Below are 22,101 nucleotides of genomic sequence, written 5' to 3'. Positions count from 1 at the left end.
CCCGCTCCGCTCGTGCCGTACCCGCACATGGCGGGTCAACCGAAGCCACGGACGGCTTCGGCAAGTGTTCTACCTATCAGTAGGTGGTACTACTGGCGCTGCTTCGCTGTCGACGGGTTGGCGCACAGTCGCTCGACGACCGGTTGGGTGACCGCAGCGAAAGCGTGCGGGTCTCCGTAGGCCCGCGCCGACAGCATGGCGCCGTGTACGGCGGCCATCAACGCTTCGGCTTCGGTGTGAGCGTCATGGGTCAGCGCGAAGGTGCCCTGCCGAGCGCCGCGTTCGAGCACGGACGTCAGCCAGGCCGACAGGTGTCGGAAGTAGGACCGCACCTCGAACACGATCTCGTCGGGGAGGACGGGAATTTGCGTTGCCAGTAATGCACAAAGGCAGTAACTGGTTTCGGGCTCCCCGATGCACGACTCCCAGTAGCCGATATAGCTGCGGAGTTGATCGAGTGGGTCCGGATGGTGGCGCTCGATGTGAGCGATTCCCGCCTCGGCTTCCGCACGATACTGCTGCACGAGGGTTCGGACGAGGTCGACCTTCGTCGGGAAATGATGGTGGATGCTGGCCTTGCGAATGCCGACGACCGCGGCGATATCGGCGTAGCTGAAGCCGTTGTAGCCCCCGGCGATGATGGATGTACGCGCGCACCGAAGGATCGCCTCAGGGGTGGACACGGTGCTCGACATACAGCCAATCTACCTTCTAGTAGGTAGATCGGCAAGTGCCGGATGTCGATGACTGCCGGGGCACCCTTGTCGCGAACGCAAGGGTGGTACCGGGTTGCGGCCCGGTACCACCCTTGTCACACCCGATTACGAGTTACCGGTCAACCTGTCCTTGACGGCCTCGACACCGTCTTTGACCTTGTCCGCCGCATCCGCGATGTGATCCTTCACCGCCGCGACGGCCTGATCCAGCTGACCTTCGGATTCCAGGTCAGAGTTGCCCGTCGCCGAGCCGACAGCTTCCTTCGCCTGCCCCTTGAGGTCCTGGGCCTTGTTCTTGGCATCGTCTGCGATTCCCATCGCAATCTTCCTTTCGTCGAGGGCAGTCATCCGATGATGTTCTGCCCGTTGTTATTTCGACCGGCGCAATCCCTGGTCCGCGCCGGACACCTACGGCCTCAGGTCAGTACGGTGCATTCGACCAGTCGGCGACAGACCGTGTCCTCGACGATGGTCCGTCCCCGTCGGGCGGGTGCGTCGGCGGGCTCCATCACCTCGGTGGTCATCTCAGCCCCTCTGGCGGCCGAGCGCGGTCAGATCGATGGCCCCGTCCAGGTGCGCTCCCACGGCGGCGCAGGCGGCGCCCAGCACCAATGCCAGCAGGAACCCGCCAAGACCGCCGGTGACCGCGGCGAGCGCCAGCAACAGTCCCGCGAAAAGAACTGTCGGTAAATACTTTCCGTTCATGATTGCCTCTCCTGATTCTCCGGGTGAGGGACGGTGACATCACCGACGACCACATCGACCGGGATCCCGGCCGCCTCGGTGGCCACCGCCCGGACCCGTTCGGCCGTGACAAGCAACGAATCGCCCAGCCGCACGATCACGTGCACCCTGCCGCCCTGCGGTCCTAGCCGCAGCCCGGCCACCGTCCGGCCGGGCAGATGCGTACTGGGCACTCCGGGGCCGGAATGCAGGCCGACGACGCCGTCGACCGCGGTCACCGCCGCGAGGACACGGTTGACGCGTGCGGCACTCGATTCGGTCACTGAACCCGTGGCCGGGCGTCGCCGGCTGTGTCGCCGCGATCGTCGTCCTCGAAGTGCACGTCGTGCACCGTGATGTTGACTTCGGTCACCTCCAGACCGGTCATGTTCTCCACCGCGGCAACGACATTGCTGCGAATACCTTCGGCCAGGTCGTGGATGGCCACGCCGTACTCGGCGACGACGCCGATGTCGACGGCCGCCTGCCGCTCACCGACCTCGACGGCGACCCCCTGGGTGAGGTCGCGGGCACCCGGCAGGGTCTCGCGGAGCTTTCCCACGACTCTGGCCGCCTGACCGCCAAGGTCGTAGACCCCGTCCACCTCGCGGGTCGCAATGCCCGCGATCTTCGACACGACGATGTCGGCGATCGTGGTGGACCCGTGGTCGCTGACCAGCTTCTCCAGCGCGGCGCCAGGGGATGTGGGCGTACCAGCTTCGTGCGGCTGCGTTGCTGCGGTCATCGGTAACTCCTTCGTTCCTCGGCTGACCCGGACGTTGTGTCCGGCACAATCGTTTTGTCGCGCCGGGGCGGGCAGAGCGCACGCCAACGAGACGTAGAACACACTCCCCGGTTTTCGAGACAAGACTTGGAGGACGCCGCGTGCCGATCGACGACGTGCTCGATTCCCTGCCCGACAACACGCTGGCCCGCCGGGCGCAGCGGGGTGACGCGGCCGCGTTCGACGTCCTGGTCGCCCGGCACGCCGCGGCGCTGTGGCGTTTCATCGCGCACACCTATCCGGAATCCGCCGATTGCGACGACATCGTTCAGGAGACGTTCATCGCCGCGTGGAAGGCGTTGCCGACCTTTGCATTTCATTCTCAGTTCCGCACCTGGCTCTACGCGTTGGCATCGCGGAAGACCGTCGACGCCTTGCGTCGCCGGCGCCCGCAGAACGATCTCGACTCGGCCGCCGAGGCCGCCGACCTCCGGCCGGGGCCAGGTCAGCAGGCCGAGCACAGCGCGTTCATGACGGCTTTGAACCGGGAGTTGGCCCGGTTGCCGTATCAGGCTCGCGCGGCATGGTGGCTGCGCGAGGTGTACGACCTGTCCCTCTCGGAAATCGCGACGGTGCTGAACACCACCGAAGGCTCGGTGCGCGGGCACTTACAGCGGACCAGAAAACGCCTGGCCACAACGCTTGAGGAGTTCAAACCATGATGCCGCCGCACTCGGTGGGCTGTACAGCCACGGACGTATGCGTGACACTGAGCAACGAAACCATTTTGGAGATTCGATGAGTACGGCAGCCGACGACGACTACGAAGCGACCGCGCAAGCGACCGCGTGGATCGCCGACGCCACCCGCCGCTTCGCCGGTCTGAGTGAATCCGAGCTCGACGCCGACGAACGGTGGTCACAGACCGGTGCGGCGCTGCGGAATCTACGAGCCTCCATCACCCAACGCATTTCGGCACTTCCCCGCCAAGGTAAACCGATCCGCACCTCGCAGCCGGGTATCAACGTGAGTCACATCGCGTTGGCGAAGTTGCTCACGTCGGCCCTTGCCCAGCCGGCGGCTGACGTCGCGGCGGCGATCGCCGACGTCGAACTGCGGGTCGATGCAGAGCAATTGACCGCGGTGCACGTGCATTTGATCGGAGTCGGAGCCGAGCCGCGCGACCGCACGTATCTTCAGGACGGCGACGCCCTGCGCAGGGAAGCCGCCCGCGTGGTGCATGCCGCCATCGGCGAGAACGCGGCCGAGATCACGGCCAGCTGGGATGACGTCGTCATAACCTAGCCAGTCCCTTCGAGATTCCTTGGCCAATGCTGTGGGTGGTTTCGATCGAACCGGTCGGTGGGTATGACAAATCGCCGCCCCAGGGGCGGCCTTGTTCTGATGTCGTAAGGCAGCCTTCGCGCTGCCGGACGGCCCGTACCGAAAGGGCGCCGCCCGTGGGACAACCAGCACGGCGATCGGATGCAGGTGACTCCGCGCGACCGGCCAAGAAAGCCGCGAAGAAGGTCGCAAAGAAGGCCCCGGCGAAGAAGGCCGTCAAGAAAGCTGCCGGAAAGAAGGCGCCCGGTAAGAAAGCTGTCGGTAAGAAAGCCCCCGGCAAGAAAGCGGCTGGCAAGAAGGCCACTTCGGGTAATCCACGGCCGCCGGGCGGCTCGACGAGATCGTCCACGGGAGATCCCGCCATGGGGCTGCCACAGTTGCCCGAGCCGCCCGACGATCCACGCAAGGTGCTCGGGCTGGGCGAGGTTTTCACCGTCGCAGACGTGCGGCGAGCGTGGCGTCGGTACGCCGCCCGGCATCATCCGGACCAAGGCGGTGACGCCGCGACCTTCACCAGAGGGCGCCTCGCTTATGAAACCTTGACCCGGCGCACCCCGTGACGCCCGGCACGCCGGCCGACCTGCGCCGCTCGCTGCGAGCCCTGAACGCGGTGAACTTCTTCATCGCCGACGTGCAGTCCGGTCTCGGCCCCTTCCTCGGGGTGTACCTGATCAACACGCACGGCTGGAACCCGGCAAGCATCGGCGTCATGCTGACCCTCGGTGGCGTGATCGGGTTGTTCCTGAACGCGCCGGCGGGTGCGTTGATCGACAGGTCGACGCACAAGCGCACCTTGCTCGCCGTCGCCGCCGCATTGACATCGGTGGGAACGTTCATCGTCACGCTGGAGCCGACGCTGGCCGTGGTGACCGCCGCGCAACTGCTGACCGGGATCGGTGGTGTGGTGGTCGGCCCGGTGCTCGCGGCGATGGCGCTGGGTTTGGTCGGTCCGAAACGCTATGCGGCGCAGACGGGGCAGATGACGGCGTTCAACCACGCGGGAAACGTGGTGGGCTCCACCGTCGCGGGCCTGGCCGGTTACCTGGTGAGCCTGCGGTTGGGCTTCTGGATCGCCAGTCTGTTCGGCATTCTCGTGGTGTTGACCACGCTGGTGATCAAGGGATCGCTGATCGATGACCGGCGGGCCCGCGGCCTGCGCGACGAGCCGGAACCCGGCGAACAACCGTCCGGATTCGGTGTGCTGCTGCGCAACCGACCGCTGCTGGTGCTGGCCGCCGTCGTCGGCTTGTGGCAACTGGCCAACGGAGCCATGCTGCCCATCGCCGGACAACAACTCGCGCTGGGACACCGTCACACCGGGGCGCTCTATCAGGCCGCGTTGATCGTCGTCGCGCAGCTGGTGATGATCCCGATGGCCCTGCTGACCGGGCGGACAGAACGCTGGGGCCGCAAACCCCTCTTCCTGCTGGCGTTCGCCGTGCTCCCCTTGCGGGGGTTGCTGTTCACCTGCGCCGCCAATCCCGCCGTGGTGATCGCGATCCAACTCCTCGACGGCGTGGGCGCCGGGTTGCAAGGACCCTTGTTCGCGGTCATGGTCGCCGACCTGACCAGAGGCACCGGCCGCTACAACGTGGCGATGGGCGCGGCGACCATGGTGCAAGGTATCGGCGGCGCACTGAGCCCCACCTTGGCCGGTGCGGTGTACGCCGGATTCGGTTATGCGGCAGCGATGTTCACGTTGACGGCCATCTCGGTTCTGGCGTTGGCGGTGCTGGTGGTCGGCGTCCCGGAAACGCTGAACCGGGATGCCGACCCACCGGCTCGCGACGACCAGATCGCCGGTGAACCCACCTTGGCCGGTTGACCCGAGCGTTGCTGGAGCGAGTGACGGGATTCGAACCCGTGTAAACGGCTTTGCAGGCCGGTGCCTAGCCACTCAGCCACACCCGCAGCACCATGAACACTGCCACCACCGCTGACCGGCGCCAACGGTTGCGCTCGCCGTGATCGCTATTCGTGCGGCATGCCCGCGGCGATCCCCTGCTGCGGCCAGCCCGGTGGCGAGTCCTCCCACGGCTCCTGCCTGCCGAACGGCGTCAGGTCCAGGAAGGGATACCCGACCGCGGCGTGGTCCAGCCCGCGGGCATACGCCGAGTAGGTGTGGAATACCTCGTCACCGCGGCGCAGGAACACGCTGGCGCCGGGCCAGTCCCCGCGCAGGTCACGATCCGACCAGCCGTCGGCATGCAACTCGTCGAGTGACTTGTAGTTGTACTGCACCGCAGCGCGTTCCGGGTCGAGCGTGACGCCGAAATCGTAGGTGAAGTCCCCGTCCCGCGACGAGTACCACGGGAACGTCCAGCCGTGCGCGTCGCGATACCGGGCAATGCTGACGTACGGTGCGCGGGACACACAGGCGAAGGCGACACCTTTGGCGGTCAACAGCGCCCGGTCCGATTCGGTGAACGTGAGATCGGCGGCGGCCGTGCAACTCGGGCAGCCCTGGTCGATATCATCGAGCCACATGAAGTGGTGGACGTAGAGCTGCTGGCGCCCCTCGAACAGGTCGACCAGTCCGACCTCGCCGGCAGGCCCGTCGAACCGGTAGTCCTTGTCCACCTCCACCATCGGCAGCCGCCGGCGTTCGGCGTTCACGGCGTCGCGCAGATGGGTGACTTCACGCTCCCGCGCCAACAGCCGCTTGCGGGCCACCAGCCACTGCTCACGGGACACCACATCGGGATAGGCGGTGCTGAACGACATCGGTCGACCTCCTTCGAGTCCGGTCGTGATGCAGACCTGCCGCGCCGCGGAAATTCATCACGACGGACGCCGCGCGGTCTAGGTTGTTCGCATGATTGAGTGGCTGGCCGATCCCCCACTGTTCGGCGGCCCCGGCCAGGGCACCCGTCAGGTCGTCGAGCTGTTCGCCGCCTTCGGCTTGACCGCACTGATCGGCCTGGAGCGCGAGATCCAGGGCAAGGCGGCCGGGCTGCGCACCCAGACCATCGTCGGCACCGCCGCGGCGCTCATCATGTTGATCAGCAAGTACGGGTTCGCCGACGTGCTGGTCGCCGGGACGGTCATGGTCGACCCGTCCCGGGTGGCGGCCCAGATCGTCTCGGGTATCGGCTTTCTCGGTGCGGGCATCATCATCACCCGCCGCGGCGCGGTGCACGGCCTGACCACCGCAGCGGCGGTGTGGGAATCGGCCGCCATCGGGATGGCCGCCGGCGCGGGCCTGCTACTACTGGCCGTCACCGTGACGGCAATCCATTTCCTGATCATCGTCGGGTTCATGCCGGTGGCACGCCGGTTGGCGGCCCGGTTGTCCGGATCGGTCCGCATGCACGTCACCTACGAGGAGGGCCGCGGGGTCATGACGCAGCTCCTGGCGGCATGCGATCGGCGTCGCTGGCAGCTCACCGAATTGGCTGCCGACCCGGGCGGGAAACCGCTGGACGCCCCCGCCCACCTGTCCGGGGCGATCCTCACGCTGGCCGGCAACGGTGTCACCCAGGCACCGTTGGTGCTCGCCGGCATCGACGGGGTGACGTCGATCCGTCAGCTGGATGAGGATCCCGACTGAGGTGTCGGCCGGGTGGCCCGGTACGCCGCCACCGCCGTGGCCGCCGCGAGCGCACTGAACACCGCGAACATCCACCGCGCCGCCGACCCGTCGTCGTGCTGCGCGTTGACGATCACGCCGGCCACGCCCGCGCCGAATGCCCCGCAGATCAGCTGCACGGTGTTGATCGCCGCGGCCGCCGTGGCACCTTCGGCCGACGGGTCCTGCACGGCCCCCATGGCCCACGCCGACAGATGCGGCCACGCCATCCCGATCCCGGTGCCGGTCAGCAGCAAGGCCAGCGCCCAGCCGATCGTCACCCCGGCGGAGGCGTCCGGGCGCACGCTCAGGGCGGCCGACCCCAACCCGATCGCCATCACCAGTGGTGCCACGGCCACGATCCGGACCACCGCCCGACGCCGGTCCACGGACGCGCTGGCAAGTTCGCCGGTGGTCCACCCGACCGCGAGGGCGACGCCGAGGAAACCGGCGACCAACGGCTCCAGGTGGGCCAGCCGCTGGCCGAACAACGGCACGTACATGTCCACCATCGTCGCGGCCATCAGCAGTCCGAGGGTCACGTACATCCACTTCAACGGTCCGGGCCGGAATGCGGTGGGCGGCAACACCGATGACGCCTGGCCTGCCCTGAGCCGGTCCACTATGAGGAAGGCCGCGATCAAGCCCAGCCCACCGGCCAGCAGCACCGCCGTCCATACCGGGTTGCGCGGGATGCCCGCCACACTGATGACCAGCGCCGCGGCACCCAACAACAGCAGGGACCAGACCGGGATCCGCAGCGCGGACGACTCGGTGCCGGTGGCCGCCCGGCCGGGCAGCGCAACGGGCACCAGCACGGCCATGGCCGCGGTGAGGACCACCAGGGCACCGAAAGCCCAACGCCACGAACCGAATTGCGCGAACAATCCCCCACCGGCGGGACCCAGCAGGGTACCCACCCCCCACATCGCCGACACCAGGGCCGACGCCCGCACCCACAACGACTGCGGCAGCGCCGCATTGATGACCGCGTAGCCCAGCCCGGCCAGCAGGCCACCCGCCGCGCCCTGCACCGCCCGGCCGACGAGCAGCAATTCCATCGTGGGCGCGACCGCACACAGCAGGCTGCCCGCCCCGAACACGGTGAGCCCGGCCAGATACGACCGGCGTGGCCCCAGGCGGCTCAGTACCGCGCCGACGGTGGTGGCCGCCACCACCGAGGCGACCAGGTACACCGTCGTGACCCAGGCGTAGAACCGGTGCCCACCGATCTCGGCGACCGCACTGGGCAGCAGACTGATGGTGAGGAACTCGTTGGTCGCATACAGCGCGACGCCACCGGCCAGAACCGTCGACGCACCAAGATGTTTCGGGCCGAGAAGGTCCCGCCAGCGGCCCATTTGGGCATCATCGGTCGGCAATGTTCGAGTCACGCTGTGACGCTACGACCTCAACTTACATTGAGGTCAACCCAACCCTCCTGTCAGATGCACCGATTTGCCACAGTGATGCTCGAGTCGGGTAACGTCAGACCCGCCGTCGGGATCGAAGCGGGTGCGAAAGACATCCCCCGCCGGGGTGGGCGGACCATGTTCCGTGCCCCGTATCCGCGAGCCTTCCCGCGCTGCAATCGATGAAGGAGGCCGCACAGCCATGCCGACCACCGACTCCGTCGGCGACCGCAAGCCAGGCGCACTCAATCGGGTGAGGCAGAGCATCAGCATGCCGGTTTTCGTCCCGGCATCGGCAATCGTGGTCGGGCTCATCGTCTTCGCGGCCGCCTACTCCCGTGTCGCAGAAGACGCCTTCGCGCAGCTGAACACGATGATCACCAGCGGAATTGGCTGGTGGTACATATTGGCCACAACGGGATTCGTGCTGTTCGCCATCTATTGCGCAATATCGCGGATCGGCACCATCCGACTGGGCCAAGACAACGAAAAACCGGAATTCGGATTCTGGTCTTGGCTGGCCATGCTTTTCAGCGCCGGGATGGGCATCGGGCTGGTCTTCTACGGCGTGGCCGAGCCGCTCACTCACTACGTGAGTCCGCCCCCGTCCCGCGGAGTGCCAGGACTGACGGACGCGGCAGCCAATCAAGCGATGTCCCTGACCTTGTTCCACTGGGGTTTTCATGCCTGGGGCATCTACGTCGTGGTCGGGCTGGGCATGGCGTACATGAGCTATCGCCGTGGACGCCCGCTGACGGTGCGGTGGTTACTCGAACCGCTGCTGGGCGGCCGACTCGTCGAGGGTGTGATCGGCCATGTAGTGGACGTCGTCGCGATCGTCGGCACGTTGTTCGGTGTTGCCACCTCACTCGGATTCGGGATCACCCAGATCGCTGCGGGGCTGGAGTACCTCGGCTGGATCGAGGTCAACAACTGGTGGACGGTCGCGATGATCGCCATCATCACAGCTATTGCCACGCTGTCGGTGGTCAGTGGCGTCGGTAAAGGGTTGAAGTGGTTGTCGAACGTCAACATGGTGCTCGCAGCGGCACTGGCGCTGTTCGTTCTCATGCTCGGACCCACCCTCTTCCTCTTGCAAGCGTGGGTACAGAATCTCGGTGGCTACGTGCAGTCACTACCATCGCTGATGCTGCGCACCGCACCGTTCACCGATGGCACGTGGATGGGTAATTGGACCATCTTCTATTGGGGATGGTGGATAAGCTGGGCACCGTTCGTCGGGATGTTCATCGCCCGGATCTCCCGCGGCCGTACCATCCGGGAATTTGTCACCGGGGTGCTCCTCGTACCAACGCTCATCGGGTCGTTATGGTTCACGGTATTCGGCGATTCTGCGGTGCTCAGGGAGCGCGAACACGGCGATATGCTCGTCGACGGCGCAGTGGACACCAATACGTCGCTCTTCCGGCTGCTCGACGGACTGCCGATCAGCGTCGTCAGCAGCGTGCTCGCGGTGGCCGTGATCGTCTTCTTCTTCGTGACATCGTCGGACTCGGGATCGCTGGTGATCGACATCTTGTCCTCGGGTGGCGAGCTCGATCCCCCCAAAGTCACCCGCATCTACTGGGCGGCGCTCGAAGGGGTCGCGGCCGCAGTCCTGCTCGTCGTCGGTGGCGCTGGTTCGCTGACCGCGCTGCAGACGGCATCGATTGCCACTGCTGCGCCGTTCTCCGTGGTGATGGTGCTCGCGTGTTGGGCGATGTTGAGGGCCTTCCGATATGACCTGGCTACCAGCCCGCGATACCTTCACATCTCCAGCCCGGACGTCGCCAACCTCTCTACGCCGGATGTCGCCCACCACAGCGCCGGCCATCCTTACCCGCGCCACGACATCTCAGCGACGCTGTCCGGACTGGTTGCGGTTCGTTCGGTCGGCCCAGACACCGTCGAAGTGAACCCGGAGACCGGCGTAGTAACGATCGCGATCCCCGATGACCCCCTGGGTGAGGAGAGCCCCGGACAGGTCACTACTTAAGCCCGGCCGCGTCCATTCCGCGCAGCTCCTTCTTCAAGTCCTGGATCTCGTCGCGTATCCGGGCCGCCAACTCGAACTGCAGATCACGCGCCGCGGTCATCATCTGCTCGGTCAGGTCCTTGATCAGGTCCGCCAGCTCGGCGCGCGGCATGTTGGTGGTGTCGCGGCCCTCGATGATGCCGGCGCTGACGGCGCGGCCCGGCTCGCCCTGGGCGCGGCGTCCGCGGGAGGCGTTGCGTCCCGAGCCGCCCACCTGGACGTTCTCGGTATCGTCGGCTTCCCGGTACACCTGGTCGAGGATGTCGGCGATCTTCTTGCGCAACGGTTGCGGGTCGATGCCGTTGGCCTCGTTGTAGGCGATCTGCTTGGCGCGGCGCCGCTCGGTCTCGTCGATCGCCTCCTTCATCGAGTCGGTGATCTTGTCGGCGTACATGTGCACCTCACCGGACACGTTGCGGGCGGCACGGCCGATGGTCTGGATCAGGCTGCGTGGTGACCGCAGGAAGCCTTCCTTGTCGGCGTCGAGGATGGCCACCAGCGACACCTCGGGCAGGTCCAAGCCCTCGCGGAGCAGGTTGATGCCGACCAGCACGTCGTACTCGCCCAGCCGCAGCTGGCGCAGCAACTCCACCCGGCGCAGGGTGTCCACCTCGGAGTGCAGGTAGCGCACCCGGATGCCCATCTCGAGCAGGTAGTCGGTGAGGTCCTCGGCCATCTTCTTGGTCAGCGTCGTCACCAGCACCCGCTCGTCGCGTTCGGTGCGCAGCCGGATCTCACCGATCAGGTCGTCGATCTGGCCCTTGGTCGGCTTCACCCGCACCAGCGGGTCGACCAGCCCGGTCGGGCGGATCACCTGCTCGACGAACTCGCCTCCGGCCTGGGCCATCTCGTAGTTGCCCGGCGTCGCCGACAGGTAGACCGTCTGCCCGATCCGTTCGGCGAACTCCTCCCAGGTCAGCGGCCGGTTGTCGACCGCGGACGGCAGGCGGAACCCGAAATCGACCAGGTTGCGCTTACGCGACATGTCGCCCTCGTACATGCCGCCGATCTGCGGCACGGTGACATGCGACTCGTCGATGACGAGCAGGAAATCCTCGGGGAAATAGTCCAGCAGGGTGGCCGGCGCCGACCCGGCCGGGCGGCCGTCGATATGCCGCGAGTAGTTCTCGATGCCGGAGCAGAAGCCGACCTGCTTCATCATCTCGACGTCGTAGTTGGTGCGCATCCGCAGCCGCTGCGCCTCCAGCAGCTTGCCCTGGCCCTCCAACTCGGCGAGTCGCTCTTCGAGTTCGGCCTCGATGGTGGAGATGGCGTGCGCCATCCGGTCGGGCCCGGCGACGTAGTGGGTGGCCGGGAAGATCCGCACCGAATCGACCTGGCGCACCACGTCACCGGTGAGCGGATGCAGGTAGTACAGCGCCTCCACCTCGTCACCGAAGAACTCGATGCGGATGGCGAGCTCCTCGTAGGACGGGATGATCTCGACGGTGTCGCCACGCACCCGGAACGATCCCCTGGTGAACGCCACGTCGTTGCGGTCGTACTGCACATCGACCAGCAGCCGCAGCAGCCCGTCGCGGGGCACCTCGTCACCGACCTTGAGCTCCACCGACCGGTCCAGGTAGGACTGCGGGGTGCCGAGGCCGTAGATGCAGGACACCGACGCGACCACCACGACATCGCGCCGGGACAGCAGGCTCGACGTGGCCGAGTGCCGCAGCCGCTCGACATCGTCGTTGATGGAGCTGTCCTTCTCGATGTAGGTGTCGGTCTGCGCGATGTACGCTTCCGGCTGGTAGTAGTCGTAGTACGAGACGAAGTATTCGACGGCGTTGTGCGGCAACATCTCCCGCAGTTCATTGGCCAGCTGCGCGGCCAGCGTCTTGTTCGGCGCCATCACCAGGGTGGGCCGCTGCAGTCGTTCGATGAGCCACGCCGTGGTGGCGGATTTACCGGTGCCGGTGGCGCCCAGCAGGACGATATCGCGCTCCCCCGCCCTGACCCGTCGTTCCAGTTCGTCGATGGCGGCGGGCTGGTCACCGGCGGGCTGGTACTCGCTGACCACGGTGAACTGGCCGCCGGCACGCACGATGCCGTCGACGGCGTCGGCGGCAGGTCGGTATTCCGAATGCGCCAGCACGGGATGTTCGGTAGCGAAAGCCATGGTCACCAGGTTAAGCGCGGACACCGACATCTTCATTCCCCCTGGGTTACGGTGACGCCGTGCCCGAACCCGCCCGCATCGCGTTGCGTCTGCTGGGCCTGCTGTTGTTGCTCGGCGGCCTGGCTTGCGCCGTGCTGCTGATCTGGCCCGGACCAGCGCAGATCGCCGCATTCTTGGGGTCCAGCTGCGCCGCTGACCGCAGTGGTATCAGCCACCCGTGCAGTTGGCTGGAGGCCGCAGATCTGGTGTGGACCGGATGCTGGGTGTCGATCGTCATCGGCTTCGTGCTGCGGCTGCTGACCCGGCCGGCGGGCAAAGGTCCGCTGGTGCTGGATGTGCGCAGGTGGCGGTGAGCGTCCATCCGCCCAAACGCGAGGTCTTCGATCTGCGCGCCGGAACCAACACCGATCCGAAGGGCGTCGTGCGCGCCGTCGACGTCTACACGGTGCAGCCCTGGGGGTTGTACATGGCCCGGCCGGCACCGGGTCGGGCACAGTTTCACTATCTGGAGTCCTGGCTGCTGCCGGAGCTGGATCTACGGGCCACGGTGTTCCACTTCAACCCCGGGTACGAACGCGATCAAGACTTCTACCTGGACGTGGGCCGGTACACCGCCGGCGCCGAGGTGTGGGAAGCCCAGGACCATTACCTGGACCTGGTGGTGCGCACCGGCCGGGACGTCGGCCTGACCGACGTCGACGAACTGCTCGCCGCCGTCGGGGCGGGCCTGCTGAGCGCCGAAACGGCGGAACGGGCGATCCACACCGCACTTGCCACGGTGGATGCGCTGGCCCGTCACGACTACGACCTCGGGCGCTGGCTGCGAGGTAGGGAAATGCCGCTGACCTGGCGGGCGTAATGTCTGGCGGTATGAGTGTTACCAGGCGCGCAGGAGTGGCTGGGCTCTTATCGGTCCTGTCGGCCTTGGTGCTGTGCGCGGGGCAGGTGCTCCCGGCGGTCGCGACCGCCGACCCGGAGCCCGCACCGCCGCCCGCACCGGCCACGGATCCGGCTGCCCCGCTGCTGCACAACGTCACCTACAAGGCCAGGGCCGACGGCACCTCACGCGGCGCGGTGGTGGCCTACAAGGCCGACGACCACAACGTCAACAGCGAGCAACCCACGCTGCTGCCCGGACAGACGTTCGAGATCAACACGGTGATGGCGGATCCGAAGCTGGCCGGGATGGAGCTGTCCATCCAGTGGCCCTACGGCTCGAACCTGCACTGCGAGATCCTGGTGGACGACCAGACCGTGGCGCAGGCCGATCAGTTCATCGCCCCGAGGGTCTTCCGCGTGAAGGATGACCCGCTGTACGGAACGCTGCAATGCGGTGCGCCACTGAACATCCCGGCACCCGGCCAGGAACCGGTTCCGCCGCCGGCGCAGTAACTCAGGGCCGCCAGCCGGTGCTGTCGGCCCACAGCCGCGCCCGCCGATAGTTGTCCAGGAACCACGGCTCCTTGGCTGCCGCGTAGTCCGGGGCGGCCAGCGCCGCGCGCTTGGCCGCCAGGTAGTCGGCGCGCACCCCGGGATTGGCCCGCAACCACGCGACGAACAGCAGCGCGAACTGCTGATTGGGCCATCCATCCACCCGGACGTGCACGTTGGTCGGCCGGCCCGGATCCGCCGAGGCGTGGAACCGCTTGTGCCACAATGCCGGATCATCACCGTGCACGGTGTCACCGGTGATCGCCGGGACGCGCGGATAGCCGGCGGCCAGCAGCGCGCCGGCGAGTTCGTCGGCCACGTCGAGGCCGGACACGGTGATCTGGACGTCGATGACGTCCTTACCGTCCATGCCGGGCACCGCGGTGGAGCCGATGTGGTCGATCCTCAGCGCGCGGTGCCCGCAGGCGGTGTTGAGCCGGGCGACGATCCGCTGCGCCTGCTCGGCCCAGTCCGGGTCGTAGGTCACCACGGACGGCTCCCGGCGGGCCGGAACGCCGACCTTGAGGTAGTGCGCGAACGGCAGGATGCGCTCGTGCCACAGCCAGCGCGCCTTCTCCACCAGCTCGCCCGGTGAGCCCGAATTGTCCAGCCACACATCGGCGACCGCGCGACGTTGTTCCTCGGTGGCCTGCGCGGCGATGCGGGCCCGGGCGTCGGCTTCGGTGAAGCCGCGGTATTCGATGAGCCGTTTGACGCGCAGTTCCGGATCCGCGTTGACCACGACCACCAACGGGAACATCGGCGCCATGTGGGATTCCACCAGCAGCGGGATGTCCTCCACGATCACGGCGTCGGTGCCTGCCGCTTCGATCAGTTCGGAGCGCCGGTGCGCGACCAACGGATGCACGATCCGGTTGAGGGTTTGACGCTTCTCCTCGTCGCTGAACGCGACGGCGGCCAGCGCAGGCCGGTTCAGTGCGCCGTCGGGCTGCAGGATGTCGTCCCCGAACGCCTCGACCAGCCGGGCCAGGCCTTCGGTTCCCGGTTCGACGACCTCCCGGGAGATGACGTCACCGTCGACGACGATCCCGCCCAGTTCGGCGAACGTCGAGGACACCGTCGACTTACCCGCACCGATCCCACCGGTCAACCCAATCCGCAGCACTGCACCAGTCTGTCAGGCCCGATCCCGGCTCAGCCGGACACGCCGGTCAGTTCGACGGTCGGGTGTGCCAACTGCGTCTGGGCGACGGTCGCGCCGTCGGCCAGATTCACCGCGACCAGCCGCTGGGCGGCCGGGTCGCTGACATAGGCGATGCCGTCCTGAATGTGCAGGTTGGGCATGGGCGACTGCCACTCGTCGGGCTCGGTCCATGCGCCGATGACGGCGATGTGCGCGGTACGTCGGGCCGTCACCGGATCGAAGACGTGCAGATGCCCGTCGGTGCCCAGGATCACCGCCTCGCCCTTGGGGCCGCGGTCCAGCGACCGGAAGCTGTAGCTGGCGTCGATGGGCACCACCCGCAGCGTCCCGGTCGTGGTGTCGGTGAGGGTGAACCGGCGGGGCCGCTCCAGTTCGGCGTCCGGGTCGGTCTTGTAGTCGCCGAGCACCACCGGTGAGACGTCGCTGCCGGCCTGATTCCCGATCCGGCCGTAGGGGTCCGGGCTGGCCACCTTGCGAATATCGTTGCCGCGCACGATCAGGATGCCGTCCTGGCAGCCGAAGGTCAGGACACCTCCGGCGGCGGCGGCCTCACCGTGCAGCCCCGGGCAGCTCTCGTTGGTGGCGACGGGGACACCGGTACCGTCGAGAATGACCGCACCGGAACGGGTTTCCTCATCGCCGACGCTGACCACCATGGTGCCGTCGGCGCGGGCCACGGCGACGCCGTGATGCGGTGTGGTCACGGTGGCATTGCGGGCGGCGGTGTCCCCCTTGAGCAACTTCGCCGGGTCCACCACGTCGACGGCGCCGGTGCCGTCGCTGAACAGGGTGAGCATGTCGTCGTGCGCGACGACATGGCCGGGTTCGGCGCCGCCGAAGCGGATGTCGGTCAGTTTCGGCGGTGCCGTGTAGTGGTGGCCGTGGTCACCGTGCCGGTTGGTCCAGGTGCCCAGGTCCAGGACCGCGAAACCGTCGGACTGCGACACCAGCACGTGCCGGCCGTTGGCGGCGGAGTTGAGCCGCACGAACCCGTCCAGCGGGATATCGGCGACCTGGCGCAGGGTTTCGGCATCGAGGACGAGCACTCCGCCGTCGTAGCTCAGTGCCAAACGCGGTGTGGGCGAAGCTTGCTCGGTCGGCTTGACCGATGTGGACGGCGCGGCCGGCCGTGACGCGGCGGTGTCGCCGTCGGGCTTTCCGCAGCCCGCGGCGATCAGCGAAACGGACAGCGCGGCAAGGACTCGCATCGGCGTCGACATGACGGCGAGTCAAACAGTTTTTGAAAATGATTGTCAAAAAGCGATATGTGCATGTGCCACAACGAGAAACTCCCCGGCTGAAACCAGCCGGGGAGTTTCTCGTGCAGAACGGTTACGCGTTGCCCGCGAGCTTCTCGCGGAGCGCGGCGAGCTGGGCGTCGCTGGCCAGCGAACCACCGGCGGACTCACCCTCCGAGCGGCTGGCCGACGACGAGGACGTCGGGCGAGCTGCCTCTTCGGCCTCGGCAGCGGCGAACTTCTCCATCTGAGCGGTGTGCATCTTGTGACGACGCTCGGCCTCGGCGTACCGGGCTTCCCACTCGGTGCGCTGCTTGTCGAAGCCTTCGAGCCACTCGTTGGTGTCGGCGTCGAAGCCCTCGGGGAAGATGTAGTTCCCCTGCTCGTCGTAGCTGTCGGCCATGCCGTACTTCGACGGGTCGAATTCCTCGGTGTAGTCCTCGTTGGCCTGCTTGAGGCTCAGCGAGATCCGGCGGCGCTCCAGGTCGATGTCGATGACCTTGACCATCGCGTCGTCGCCGACCTGGACCACCTGGTCCGGGACCTCGACGTGGCGCTCGGAGAGCTCCGAGATGTGCACCAGGCCCTCGATGCCCTCTTCGACGCGGACGAACGCACCGAACGGCACCAGCTTGGTGACCTTGCCCGGCACGATCTGGCCGATGGCGTGGGTGCGGGCGAAGTGGCGCCACGGGTCTTCCTGAGTCGCCTTGAGCGACAGCGAAACCCGCTCGCGGTCCATGTCGACGTCGAGCACCTCGACGGTGACCTCGTCGCCCACCTGAACCACCTCGGACGGGTGATCGATGTGCTTCCAGGACAGCTCGGAGACGTGCACCAGGCCGTCGACACCGCCGAGATCGACGAACGCGCCGAAGTTGACGATCGAGGACACCACACCCTTGCGGATGGCGCCCTTGGTGAGCTGGTTGAGGAACTCGCTGCGCACCTCGGACTGGGTCTGCTCCAGCCAGGCGCGGCGGCTCAGCACCACGTTGTTGCGGTTCTTGTCCAGCTCGATGATCTTGGCCTCGATCTCCTTGCCGATGTACGGCTGCAGATCGCGGACACGACGCATCTCGACCAGGGAGGCGGGCAGGAAGCCGCGCAGGCCGATGTCGAGGATCAGGCCGCCCTTGACGACCTCGATGACGGTGCCCTTGACGGCCTCGTCCTTCTCCTTGAGCTCCTCGATGGTGCCCCAGGCGCGCTCGTACTGCGCACGCTTCTTGGAGAGGATCAGACGGCCTTCCTTGTCCTCCTTGGTGAGGACCAGGGCTTCGACCTCATCGCCCACGGAAACGACCTCATTGGGGTCGACGTCGTGCTTGATGGAAAGTTCGCGGGAAGGAATGACACCTTCGGTCTTGTAGCCGATGTCGAGCAGGACCTCATCGCGGTCCACCTTGACGATGGTCCCTTCGACGATGTCGCCATCGTTGAAGTATTTGATGGTCTTGTCGATGGCGGCGAGGAAGTCTTCCGCGGAGCCGATGTCGTTGACGGCTACCTGCGGGGACGTGACGGAGGGACTTGGCATGTGGTGGGTTGCTCCGGACAGGTTGAATCGTAGGGACAGATGATGATTGTTGTGTTCCTGGGGCGTCCACCGAACCGACGGACACACAGGTACTTCCAAAGCGTACTCGACCGGGTGCACGCTGGCCAAACCCGGTTAACCTGCTGACGTGCACCCACCCCATCTGCCGCACCCGCCGATACCGCCGTGGCCACGCCGGGCCCGCGCCGTCGGCGCCCCGCTGGCGGTGCTGATCGGCCTCGGCACGATCACCGGGCTGCTGATCATCCTGTTGACGCTGGCCAACCCCGTCGGGACCGCGATCGGCTTCGTGCTGTCCACCGTCGCCATCACCGTCGTGGTGCTGAGCTATCTGTGGCTGGACCGCTGGGAGCCGGAGCCGACGCGGCTGCTGCAACTGGCGTTCATCTGGGGCGCCTCACTGGCGATCGTGGTCTCGCTGATCTTCGAACTGTGGGCCGATGCGGCGGTCACCCCGATCGGCGGTCTGCCGGAGGGCTTCGAATCCACCGCGATCCGCGCCCCGCTCATCGAGGAAGCCGCCAAGGGCCTGTTCCTGCTGGTCATGATGACCGGGAGGCGCCGCAACGAGCTGAACTCACTGACCGACTGCCTGGTGTACGCGGGCCTGGTCGGCGCCGGTTTCGCCTGGTTGGAGGACATCCTCTACATCGCGAACGGTGAATCGGTGGCCACGTCGCTGCTGACCGCCGCGCTGCGCCTGGTGATGGCCCCGTTCGCGCACTCGCTGTTCACCACCTTCACCGGGATCGGCGTGTACTTCGCGCTCCGGCAGCGCGGCGCGACCGGCAAGGTGGCCTGCATCGGCCTGGGCTACGGGGCCGCGGTGCTGATGCACATGCTGTGGAACGGGTCGTCGCTGCTGGGCATCGAGGCCTACTTCGCGGTGTACGTGCTGTGGATGGTGCCGATCTTCGCGCTGGCGATCGCACTCGGCGTGTACAGCCGCAGGCGGGAGCAGCGGGTGGTGGCGGACAAGCTGCCGGGGATGGTGGCGGCCGGCCTGATCACCGCCAACGAGGCCACCTGGCTCGGGTCGCTGCGCGGCCGCAAGCACGCGATCGCCGAGGTCACCCGCCACCACGGCAAGGCCGCCGGCCGCGCGGTGCGTGACTTCGCCGCCCAGGTGGTCGAGCTGGCGTTCGTCCGGGATCGGATCGACCGCGGCTTCGGCGACGCCAGAGTCCAGGCACTGCTCAACGAGGAGGCGTACTGGGTGCATGGCGCCCGGGCCTCGGCACCGGCACTGGGCTGGCTGACCAACTACCGCGTGCACTGATCGGCGCTAGTGCGCCACCCCATCGACACGCGGCGCTAGTGCGCCGCCCCATCGACACGCGGCGCTAGTGCGCCGCGGTGTCCCAGCTGCGGCCGTAACCCACCGACACCTCCAACGGAACGTCCAGCGGATAGGCCCCGCCCATGTGCTCACGCACCAGCGCCTCCAGCGTGTCCCGCTCGCCGTCGGCCACCTCGAACAGCAATTCGTCGTGCACCTGCAACAGCATCCGCGACTTGAGGCCGGCCGACTTGATCGCCGCGTCGACGTTGATCATCGCCACCTTGATGATGTCGGCCGCGCTGCCCTGGATCGGTGCGTTCAGCGCGGCACGTTCGGCGGCCTCCCGCACGTTGCGGTTGCTGCTGTCCAACTCGGGCAGATAACGGCGGCGGCCCAGCACCGTGGAGGTATAGCCGTCCTTACGGGCCTGGTCGACGACGTCACGCAGATAGTCGCGGATGCCGCCGAACCGCGCGAAGTACTGGTCCATCTGGAGCTTGGCCTCTTCGGTGCTGATCTTCAGCTGGGCCGACAGGCCGTAGGCGCTCAGACCGTAGGCCAGGCCGTAGGACATCGCCTTCACCCGGCGCCGCAGCTCCGGGGTGACCTCGTCGATCGGCACGTCGAATGCCCGCGACGCGACGAACGAGTGCAAGTCCTCACCGGTGTTGAACGCCTCGATGAGCCCCGCATCCCCGGACAGATGCGCCATGATGCGCATCTCGATCTGGCTGTAGTCGGCGGTCATCAGGTCGGCGAAGCCCGCGCCGACCACGAAGCCGTCCCGGATGCGCCGGCCGGCCTCGGTACGAATGGGGATGTTCTGCAGGTTCGGCTCGGTGGACGACAGCCGGCCGGTGGCGGCGATGGTCTGGTTGAAGGTGGTGTGAATGCGACCGTCGGAGGCGACCGACGCCAGCAGACCGTCGACGGTGACTTTCAGCCGCGTGGCATCCCGGTGCGCCAGCAGGTGCTGCAGGAACGGGTGGCCGGTCTTGTCGAACAGCGATTGCAGCGCATCGGCATCCGTGGTGTACCCGGTCTTGGTCTTCTTGGTCTTGGGCATTTCCAGCTCGTCGAACAGCACCACCTGCAGCTGTTTGGGCGAGCCGAGATTGATCTGCTTGCCGATCACGGAGTAGGCCGCCTCGGCGGCGTCACGGATCTGATCGCCGAACTCGCTCTGCAGCTCTTGCAGATGCGCAATGTCCACGGCGATGCCGGTGTCTTCCAGCTCGGCCAGCACCCGCTGCACCGGCAGCTCCATCCGGTCCAGCAGGGAGGACGAGTCGATGCGGGCCAGTTCCTCGTCCAGCGCGTCGGCCAGATCGCCCACCGCCGAAGCGCGCAGCAGCAGCGTCTGCACCGCCTGCTCGTCGACGCCGTCGGTGTCATCGAGCAACGAAAGTTGTTGCTGCCCGGTATCTTCCGCGCGCAGCTCGCGCTTCAGGTAGCGCAGCGACAGATCGTCGAGGGAGAAGCTGCGCTGGCCGGGCCGCACCAGGTAGGCGGCCAACGCGGTGTCGGAGGTGACACCGCGCAGCGTCCAGCCGCGGCCGGCCAAGTCGTGCATGGCAAGTTTGGCCTCGTGCACCGCCTTGGGCGGCCCCGGATCGGCCAGCCAGGACGCCAGCGCCGCCTCGTCCTCGGGGCTCAGCGTCGCGGTGTCCAGGTAGCAGCCCTCACCGTCGGCCGAGGCGATGGCCAGCGCCGTGGCATCGGAATCGAAGGCCTTGTGGGTGCCCACCACCGCCAGGCCGAACCGGCGGCCGTTGCTGTGCTCGGCGAGCCAGGCCGCCAGCTCTCCGGAGGGCAGCACACCGCCGCGCACCTCGAAACCGGCGTCCACCTCGGGATCGGCGGAACTCAGCGTGTCGAAAAGGCGGTCCCGCAGCACCCGGAATTCCAGGTCGTCGAACAGCCGGTGGATGTGGTCGCGATCCCACGGCAGCATCCGCAGCGTGTCCGGCGTCTGCGCCAGCGGCACGTTCTTGACCAGCTCAGTCAGCTCACGGTTGAGCACGACGTGGGAGAGGTTGGCGCGCAACGCATCTCCGACTTTGCCCTTGACCTGATCGACATTGTCGACCAGCGCCTGCAGCGAGCCGTGTTCGACGATCCACTTGGTGGCGGTCTTCTCCCCCACGCCGGGAATGCCGGGCAGGTTGTCGCTCGGGTCACCGCGCAGCGCGGCGAAGTCGGGGTACTGGGTGGGCGTGAGCCCGTACTTGGCCTGGACGGCTTCCGGGGTGAACCGGGTCAGCTCGCTCACACCCTTGACCGGGTACAGCACGGTGACGTCGTCGCTGACCAACTGCAGCGAATCCCGGTCGCCGGTGACCACGAGCACCCGGTACCCGGTGTCCTGCGCCTGGGTCGCCAGGGTCGCGATGATGTCGTCGGCCTCGAAGCCCTCCTCGGCCAGCACCGTGATGCCGAGCGCGTTCAGCACCTCTTTGGTGATGTCGATCTGGCCGCGGAACTCGTCGGGGGTGGCCGAGCGCCCCTCCTTGTACTCCGGGTACTTGTCCTTGCGGAAGGTCTTGCGCGACACGTCGAACGCGGCGGCCACGTGGCTGGGTTGTTCGTCGCGCAGCAGGTTGATCAGCATGGCCGTGAACCCGTAGACCGCGTTGGTGGTCAAGCCGCCCTGCGTCTTGAAGTTCTCCGCCGGCAGCGCATAGAACGCCCGGAATGCCAGTGAGTTGCCGTCCAGCAGCATCAGGGTCGGCTTCGAAGATGACTGCGTGTCCGTCGCGGTTGAACTCACGGACATC

At 67.1% G+C, this 22,101-nt stretch carries 22 protein-coding genes and 1 tRNA gene; 10 read left to right on the top strand and 13 right to left on the bottom strand.

What is annotated here, in order from left to right:
• Window positions 1-89 precede the first annotated feature (89 nt).
• From AWB94_RS06325 to AWB94_RS06305, 5 genes are all read right to left on the bottom strand, one after another.
• Window positions 90-695 carry a TetR/AcrR family transcriptional regulator gene (locus AWB94_RS06325; protein ID WP_062658971.1) on the bottom strand — a complete coding sequence of 202 codons (606 nt, stop codon included), beginning with the start codon at window positions 693-695 and terminating at the stop codon, window positions 90-92.
• Window positions 696-821: 126 nt separating this feature from the next.
• Complete coding sequence (locus AWB94_RS06320; protein WP_062658972.1) at window positions 822-1,034, bottom strand: CsbD family protein; 213 nt, start codon at window positions 1,032-1,034, stop codon at window positions 822-824.
• 207 nt (window positions 1,035-1,241) lie between these two features.
• Complete coding sequence (locus AWB94_RS06315) at window positions 1,242-1,421, bottom strand: hypothetical protein (protein ID WP_062658973.1); 180 nt, start codon at window positions 1,419-1,421, stop codon at window positions 1,242-1,244.
• The gene (locus AWB94_RS06310) at window positions 1,418-1,723 is read right to left on the bottom strand and encodes a hypothetical protein (RefSeq protein ID WP_062658974.1); all 306 of its coding nucleotides are present in this window, start codon (window positions 1,721-1,723) and stop codon (window positions 1,418-1,420) included. Before AWB94_RS06310 ends, AWB94_RS06315 begins: the two co-directional genes overlap by 4 nt.
• Entirely contained in the window at window positions 1,720-2,184 is a 465-nt protein-coding gene (locus AWB94_RS06305; RefSeq protein ID WP_062658975.1) for an Asp23/Gls24 family envelope stress response protein, read from the bottom strand. The genes AWB94_RS06310 and AWB94_RS06305 overlap by 4 nt, the downstream gene beginning before the upstream one ends.
• A gap of 140 nt (window positions 2,185-2,324) precedes the next feature.
• Between AWB94_RS06305 and AWB94_RS06300 the strand changes: the two genes are divergently transcribed.
• The 4 genes from AWB94_RS06300 to AWB94_RS06285 all read left to right on the top strand — a co-directional run bounded on the left by AWB94_RS06300 (window position 2,325) and on the right by AWB94_RS06285 (window position 5,332).
• Entirely contained in the window at window positions 2,325-2,885 is a 561-nt protein-coding gene (locus AWB94_RS06300) for an RNA polymerase sigma factor (RefSeq protein WP_062658976.1), read from the top strand.
• A gap of 76 nt (window positions 2,886-2,961) precedes the next feature.
• Window positions 2,962-3,468, top strand: a complete 507-nt coding sequence (locus tag AWB94_RS06295; protein ID WP_062658977.1) for a hypothetical protein — start codon at window positions 2,962-2,964, stop codon at window positions 3,466-3,468.
• Window positions 3,469-3,623: 155 nt separating this feature from the next.
• Window positions 3,624-4,067 (top strand): hypothetical protein, encoded by a 444-nt coding sequence (locus tag AWB94_RS35495; RefSeq protein WP_084395416.1) that lies wholly within the window; start codon window positions 3,624-3,626, stop codon window positions 4,065-4,067.
• A complete protein-coding gene (locus AWB94_RS06285; RefSeq protein WP_062658979.1) occupies window positions 4,064-5,332 on the top strand; it encodes an MFS transporter in 1,269 nt (422 codons plus the stop codon). Before AWB94_RS35495 ends, AWB94_RS06285 begins: the two co-directional genes overlap by 4 nt.
• Window positions 5,333-5,344: 12 nt before the next feature.
• Here the strand turns inward: AWB94_RS06285 and AWB94_RS06280 are convergent.
• A tRNA-Cys gene (locus AWB94_RS06280) sits at window positions 5,345-5,418 on the bottom strand.
• Window positions 5,419-5,478: 60 nt separating this feature from the next.
• Entirely contained in the window at window positions 5,479-6,231 is a 753-nt protein-coding gene (locus tag AWB94_RS06275; protein ID WP_062658980.1) for a DUF899 domain-containing protein, read from the bottom strand.
• A gap of 91 nt (window positions 6,232-6,322) precedes the next feature.
• Here AWB94_RS06275 and AWB94_RS06270 point away from each other — a divergent pair, with 91 nt between their 5' ends.
• On the top strand, window positions 6,323-7,057 hold the full coding sequence (locus AWB94_RS06270; RefSeq protein ID WP_062658981.1) for an MgtC/SapB family protein: 735 nt from the start codon (window positions 6,323-6,325) through the stop codon (window positions 7,055-7,057).
• On the opposite strand, the gene AWB94_RS06265 is transcribed toward AWB94_RS06270, so the two are convergent.
• Window positions 7,033-8,469, bottom strand: coding sequence for an MFS transporter (locus tag AWB94_RS06265; RefSeq protein ID WP_062658982.1), 1,437 nt, complete (start codon window positions 8,467-8,469; stop codon window positions 7,033-7,035). The two genes, AWB94_RS06270 and AWB94_RS06265, sit on opposite strands and share 25 nt — an antisense overlap.
• A 220-nt stretch (window positions 8,470-8,689) precedes the next feature.
• Between AWB94_RS06265 and AWB94_RS06260 the strand changes: the two genes are divergently transcribed.
• Complete coding sequence (locus AWB94_RS06260; protein WP_062658983.1) at window positions 8,690-10,483, top strand: BCCT family transporter; 1,794 nt, start codon at window positions 8,690-8,692, stop codon at window positions 10,481-10,483.
• Here AWB94_RS06260 and uvrB read toward each other — a convergent pair.
• A complete protein-coding gene (gene uvrB, locus AWB94_RS06255) occupies window positions 10,476-12,647 on the bottom strand; it encodes an excinuclease ABC subunit UvrB (protein WP_062659009.1) in 2,172 nt (723 codons plus the stop codon). The two genes, AWB94_RS06260 and uvrB, sit on opposite strands and share 8 nt — an antisense overlap.
• Window positions 12,648-12,706: 59 nt before the next feature.
• On the opposite strand from uvrB, the gene AWB94_RS06250 reads away from it, so the two are divergent.
• Genes AWB94_RS06250 through AWB94_RS06240 form a run of 3 tightly spaced genes read left to right on the top strand, consistent with a single transcriptional unit; the run spans window position 12,707 to window position 14,039 of the window.
• The gene (locus tag AWB94_RS06250; RefSeq protein WP_062658984.1) at window positions 12,707-13,000 is read left to right on the top strand and encodes a hypothetical protein; all 294 of its coding nucleotides are present in this window, start codon (window positions 12,707-12,709) and stop codon (window positions 12,998-13,000) included.
• The gene (locus AWB94_RS06245; protein WP_474630412.1) at window positions 12,997-13,506 is read left to right on the top strand and encodes a ribonuclease FAU-1 family protein; all 510 of its coding nucleotides are present in this window, start codon (window positions 12,997-12,999) and stop codon (window positions 13,504-13,506) included. The genes AWB94_RS06250 and AWB94_RS06245 overlap by 4 nt, the downstream gene beginning before the upstream one ends.
• Window positions 13,507-13,517: 11 nt before the next feature.
• Entirely contained in the window at window positions 13,518-14,039 is a 522-nt protein-coding gene (locus tag AWB94_RS06240) for a hypothetical protein (RefSeq protein WP_084395418.1), read from the top strand.
• A gap of 1 nt (window position 14,040) precedes the next feature.
• Here the strand turns inward: AWB94_RS06240 and coaE are convergent, their stop codons facing one another.
• The 3 genes from coaE to rpsA all read right to left on the bottom strand — a co-directional run bounded on the left by coaE (window position 14,041) and on the right by rpsA (window position 18,021).
• Window positions 14,041-15,204, bottom strand: coding sequence for a dephospho-CoA kinase (gene coaE / locus AWB94_RS06235; RefSeq protein WP_062658985.1), 1,164 nt, complete (start codon window positions 15,202-15,204; stop codon window positions 14,041-14,043).
• A gap of 29 nt (window positions 15,205-15,233) precedes the next feature.
• Window positions 15,234-16,463 (bottom strand): zinc metallochaperone AztD, encoded by a 1,230-nt coding sequence (gene aztD, locus AWB94_RS06230; RefSeq protein ID WP_062658986.1) that lies wholly within the window; start codon window positions 16,461-16,463, stop codon window positions 15,234-15,236.
• Between the two features lie 112 nt (window positions 16,464-16,575).
• Entirely contained in the window at window positions 16,576-18,021 is a 1,446-nt protein-coding gene (rpsA, locus tag AWB94_RS06225; RefSeq protein WP_062658987.1) for a 30S ribosomal protein S1, read from the bottom strand.
• Window positions 18,022-18,169: 148 nt separating this feature from the next.
• Between rpsA and AWB94_RS06220 the strand changes: the two genes are divergently transcribed.
• Window positions 18,170-19,321 (top strand): PrsW family intramembrane metalloprotease, encoded by a 1,152-nt coding sequence (locus AWB94_RS06220; RefSeq protein ID WP_062658988.1) that lies wholly within the window; start codon window positions 18,170-18,172, stop codon window positions 19,319-19,321.
• A 64-nt stretch (window positions 19,322-19,385) separates the two neighbouring features.
• On the opposite strand, the gene polA is transcribed toward AWB94_RS06220, so the two are convergent.
• Window positions 19,386-22,100, bottom strand: coding sequence for a DNA polymerase I (gene polA, locus AWB94_RS06215; RefSeq protein ID WP_062659012.1), 2,715 nt, complete (start codon window positions 22,098-22,100; stop codon window positions 19,386-19,388).
• Window position 22,101: the final 1 nt, after the last annotated feature.

This window comes from Mycolicibacterium canariasense (genome assembly GCF_002101555.1).
Lineage (GTDB): Bacteria > Actinomycetota > Actinomycetes > Mycobacteriales > Mycobacteriaceae > Mycobacterium > Mycobacterium canariasense.
This window is presented reverse-complemented; position numbering and strand designations above follow the sequence as displayed.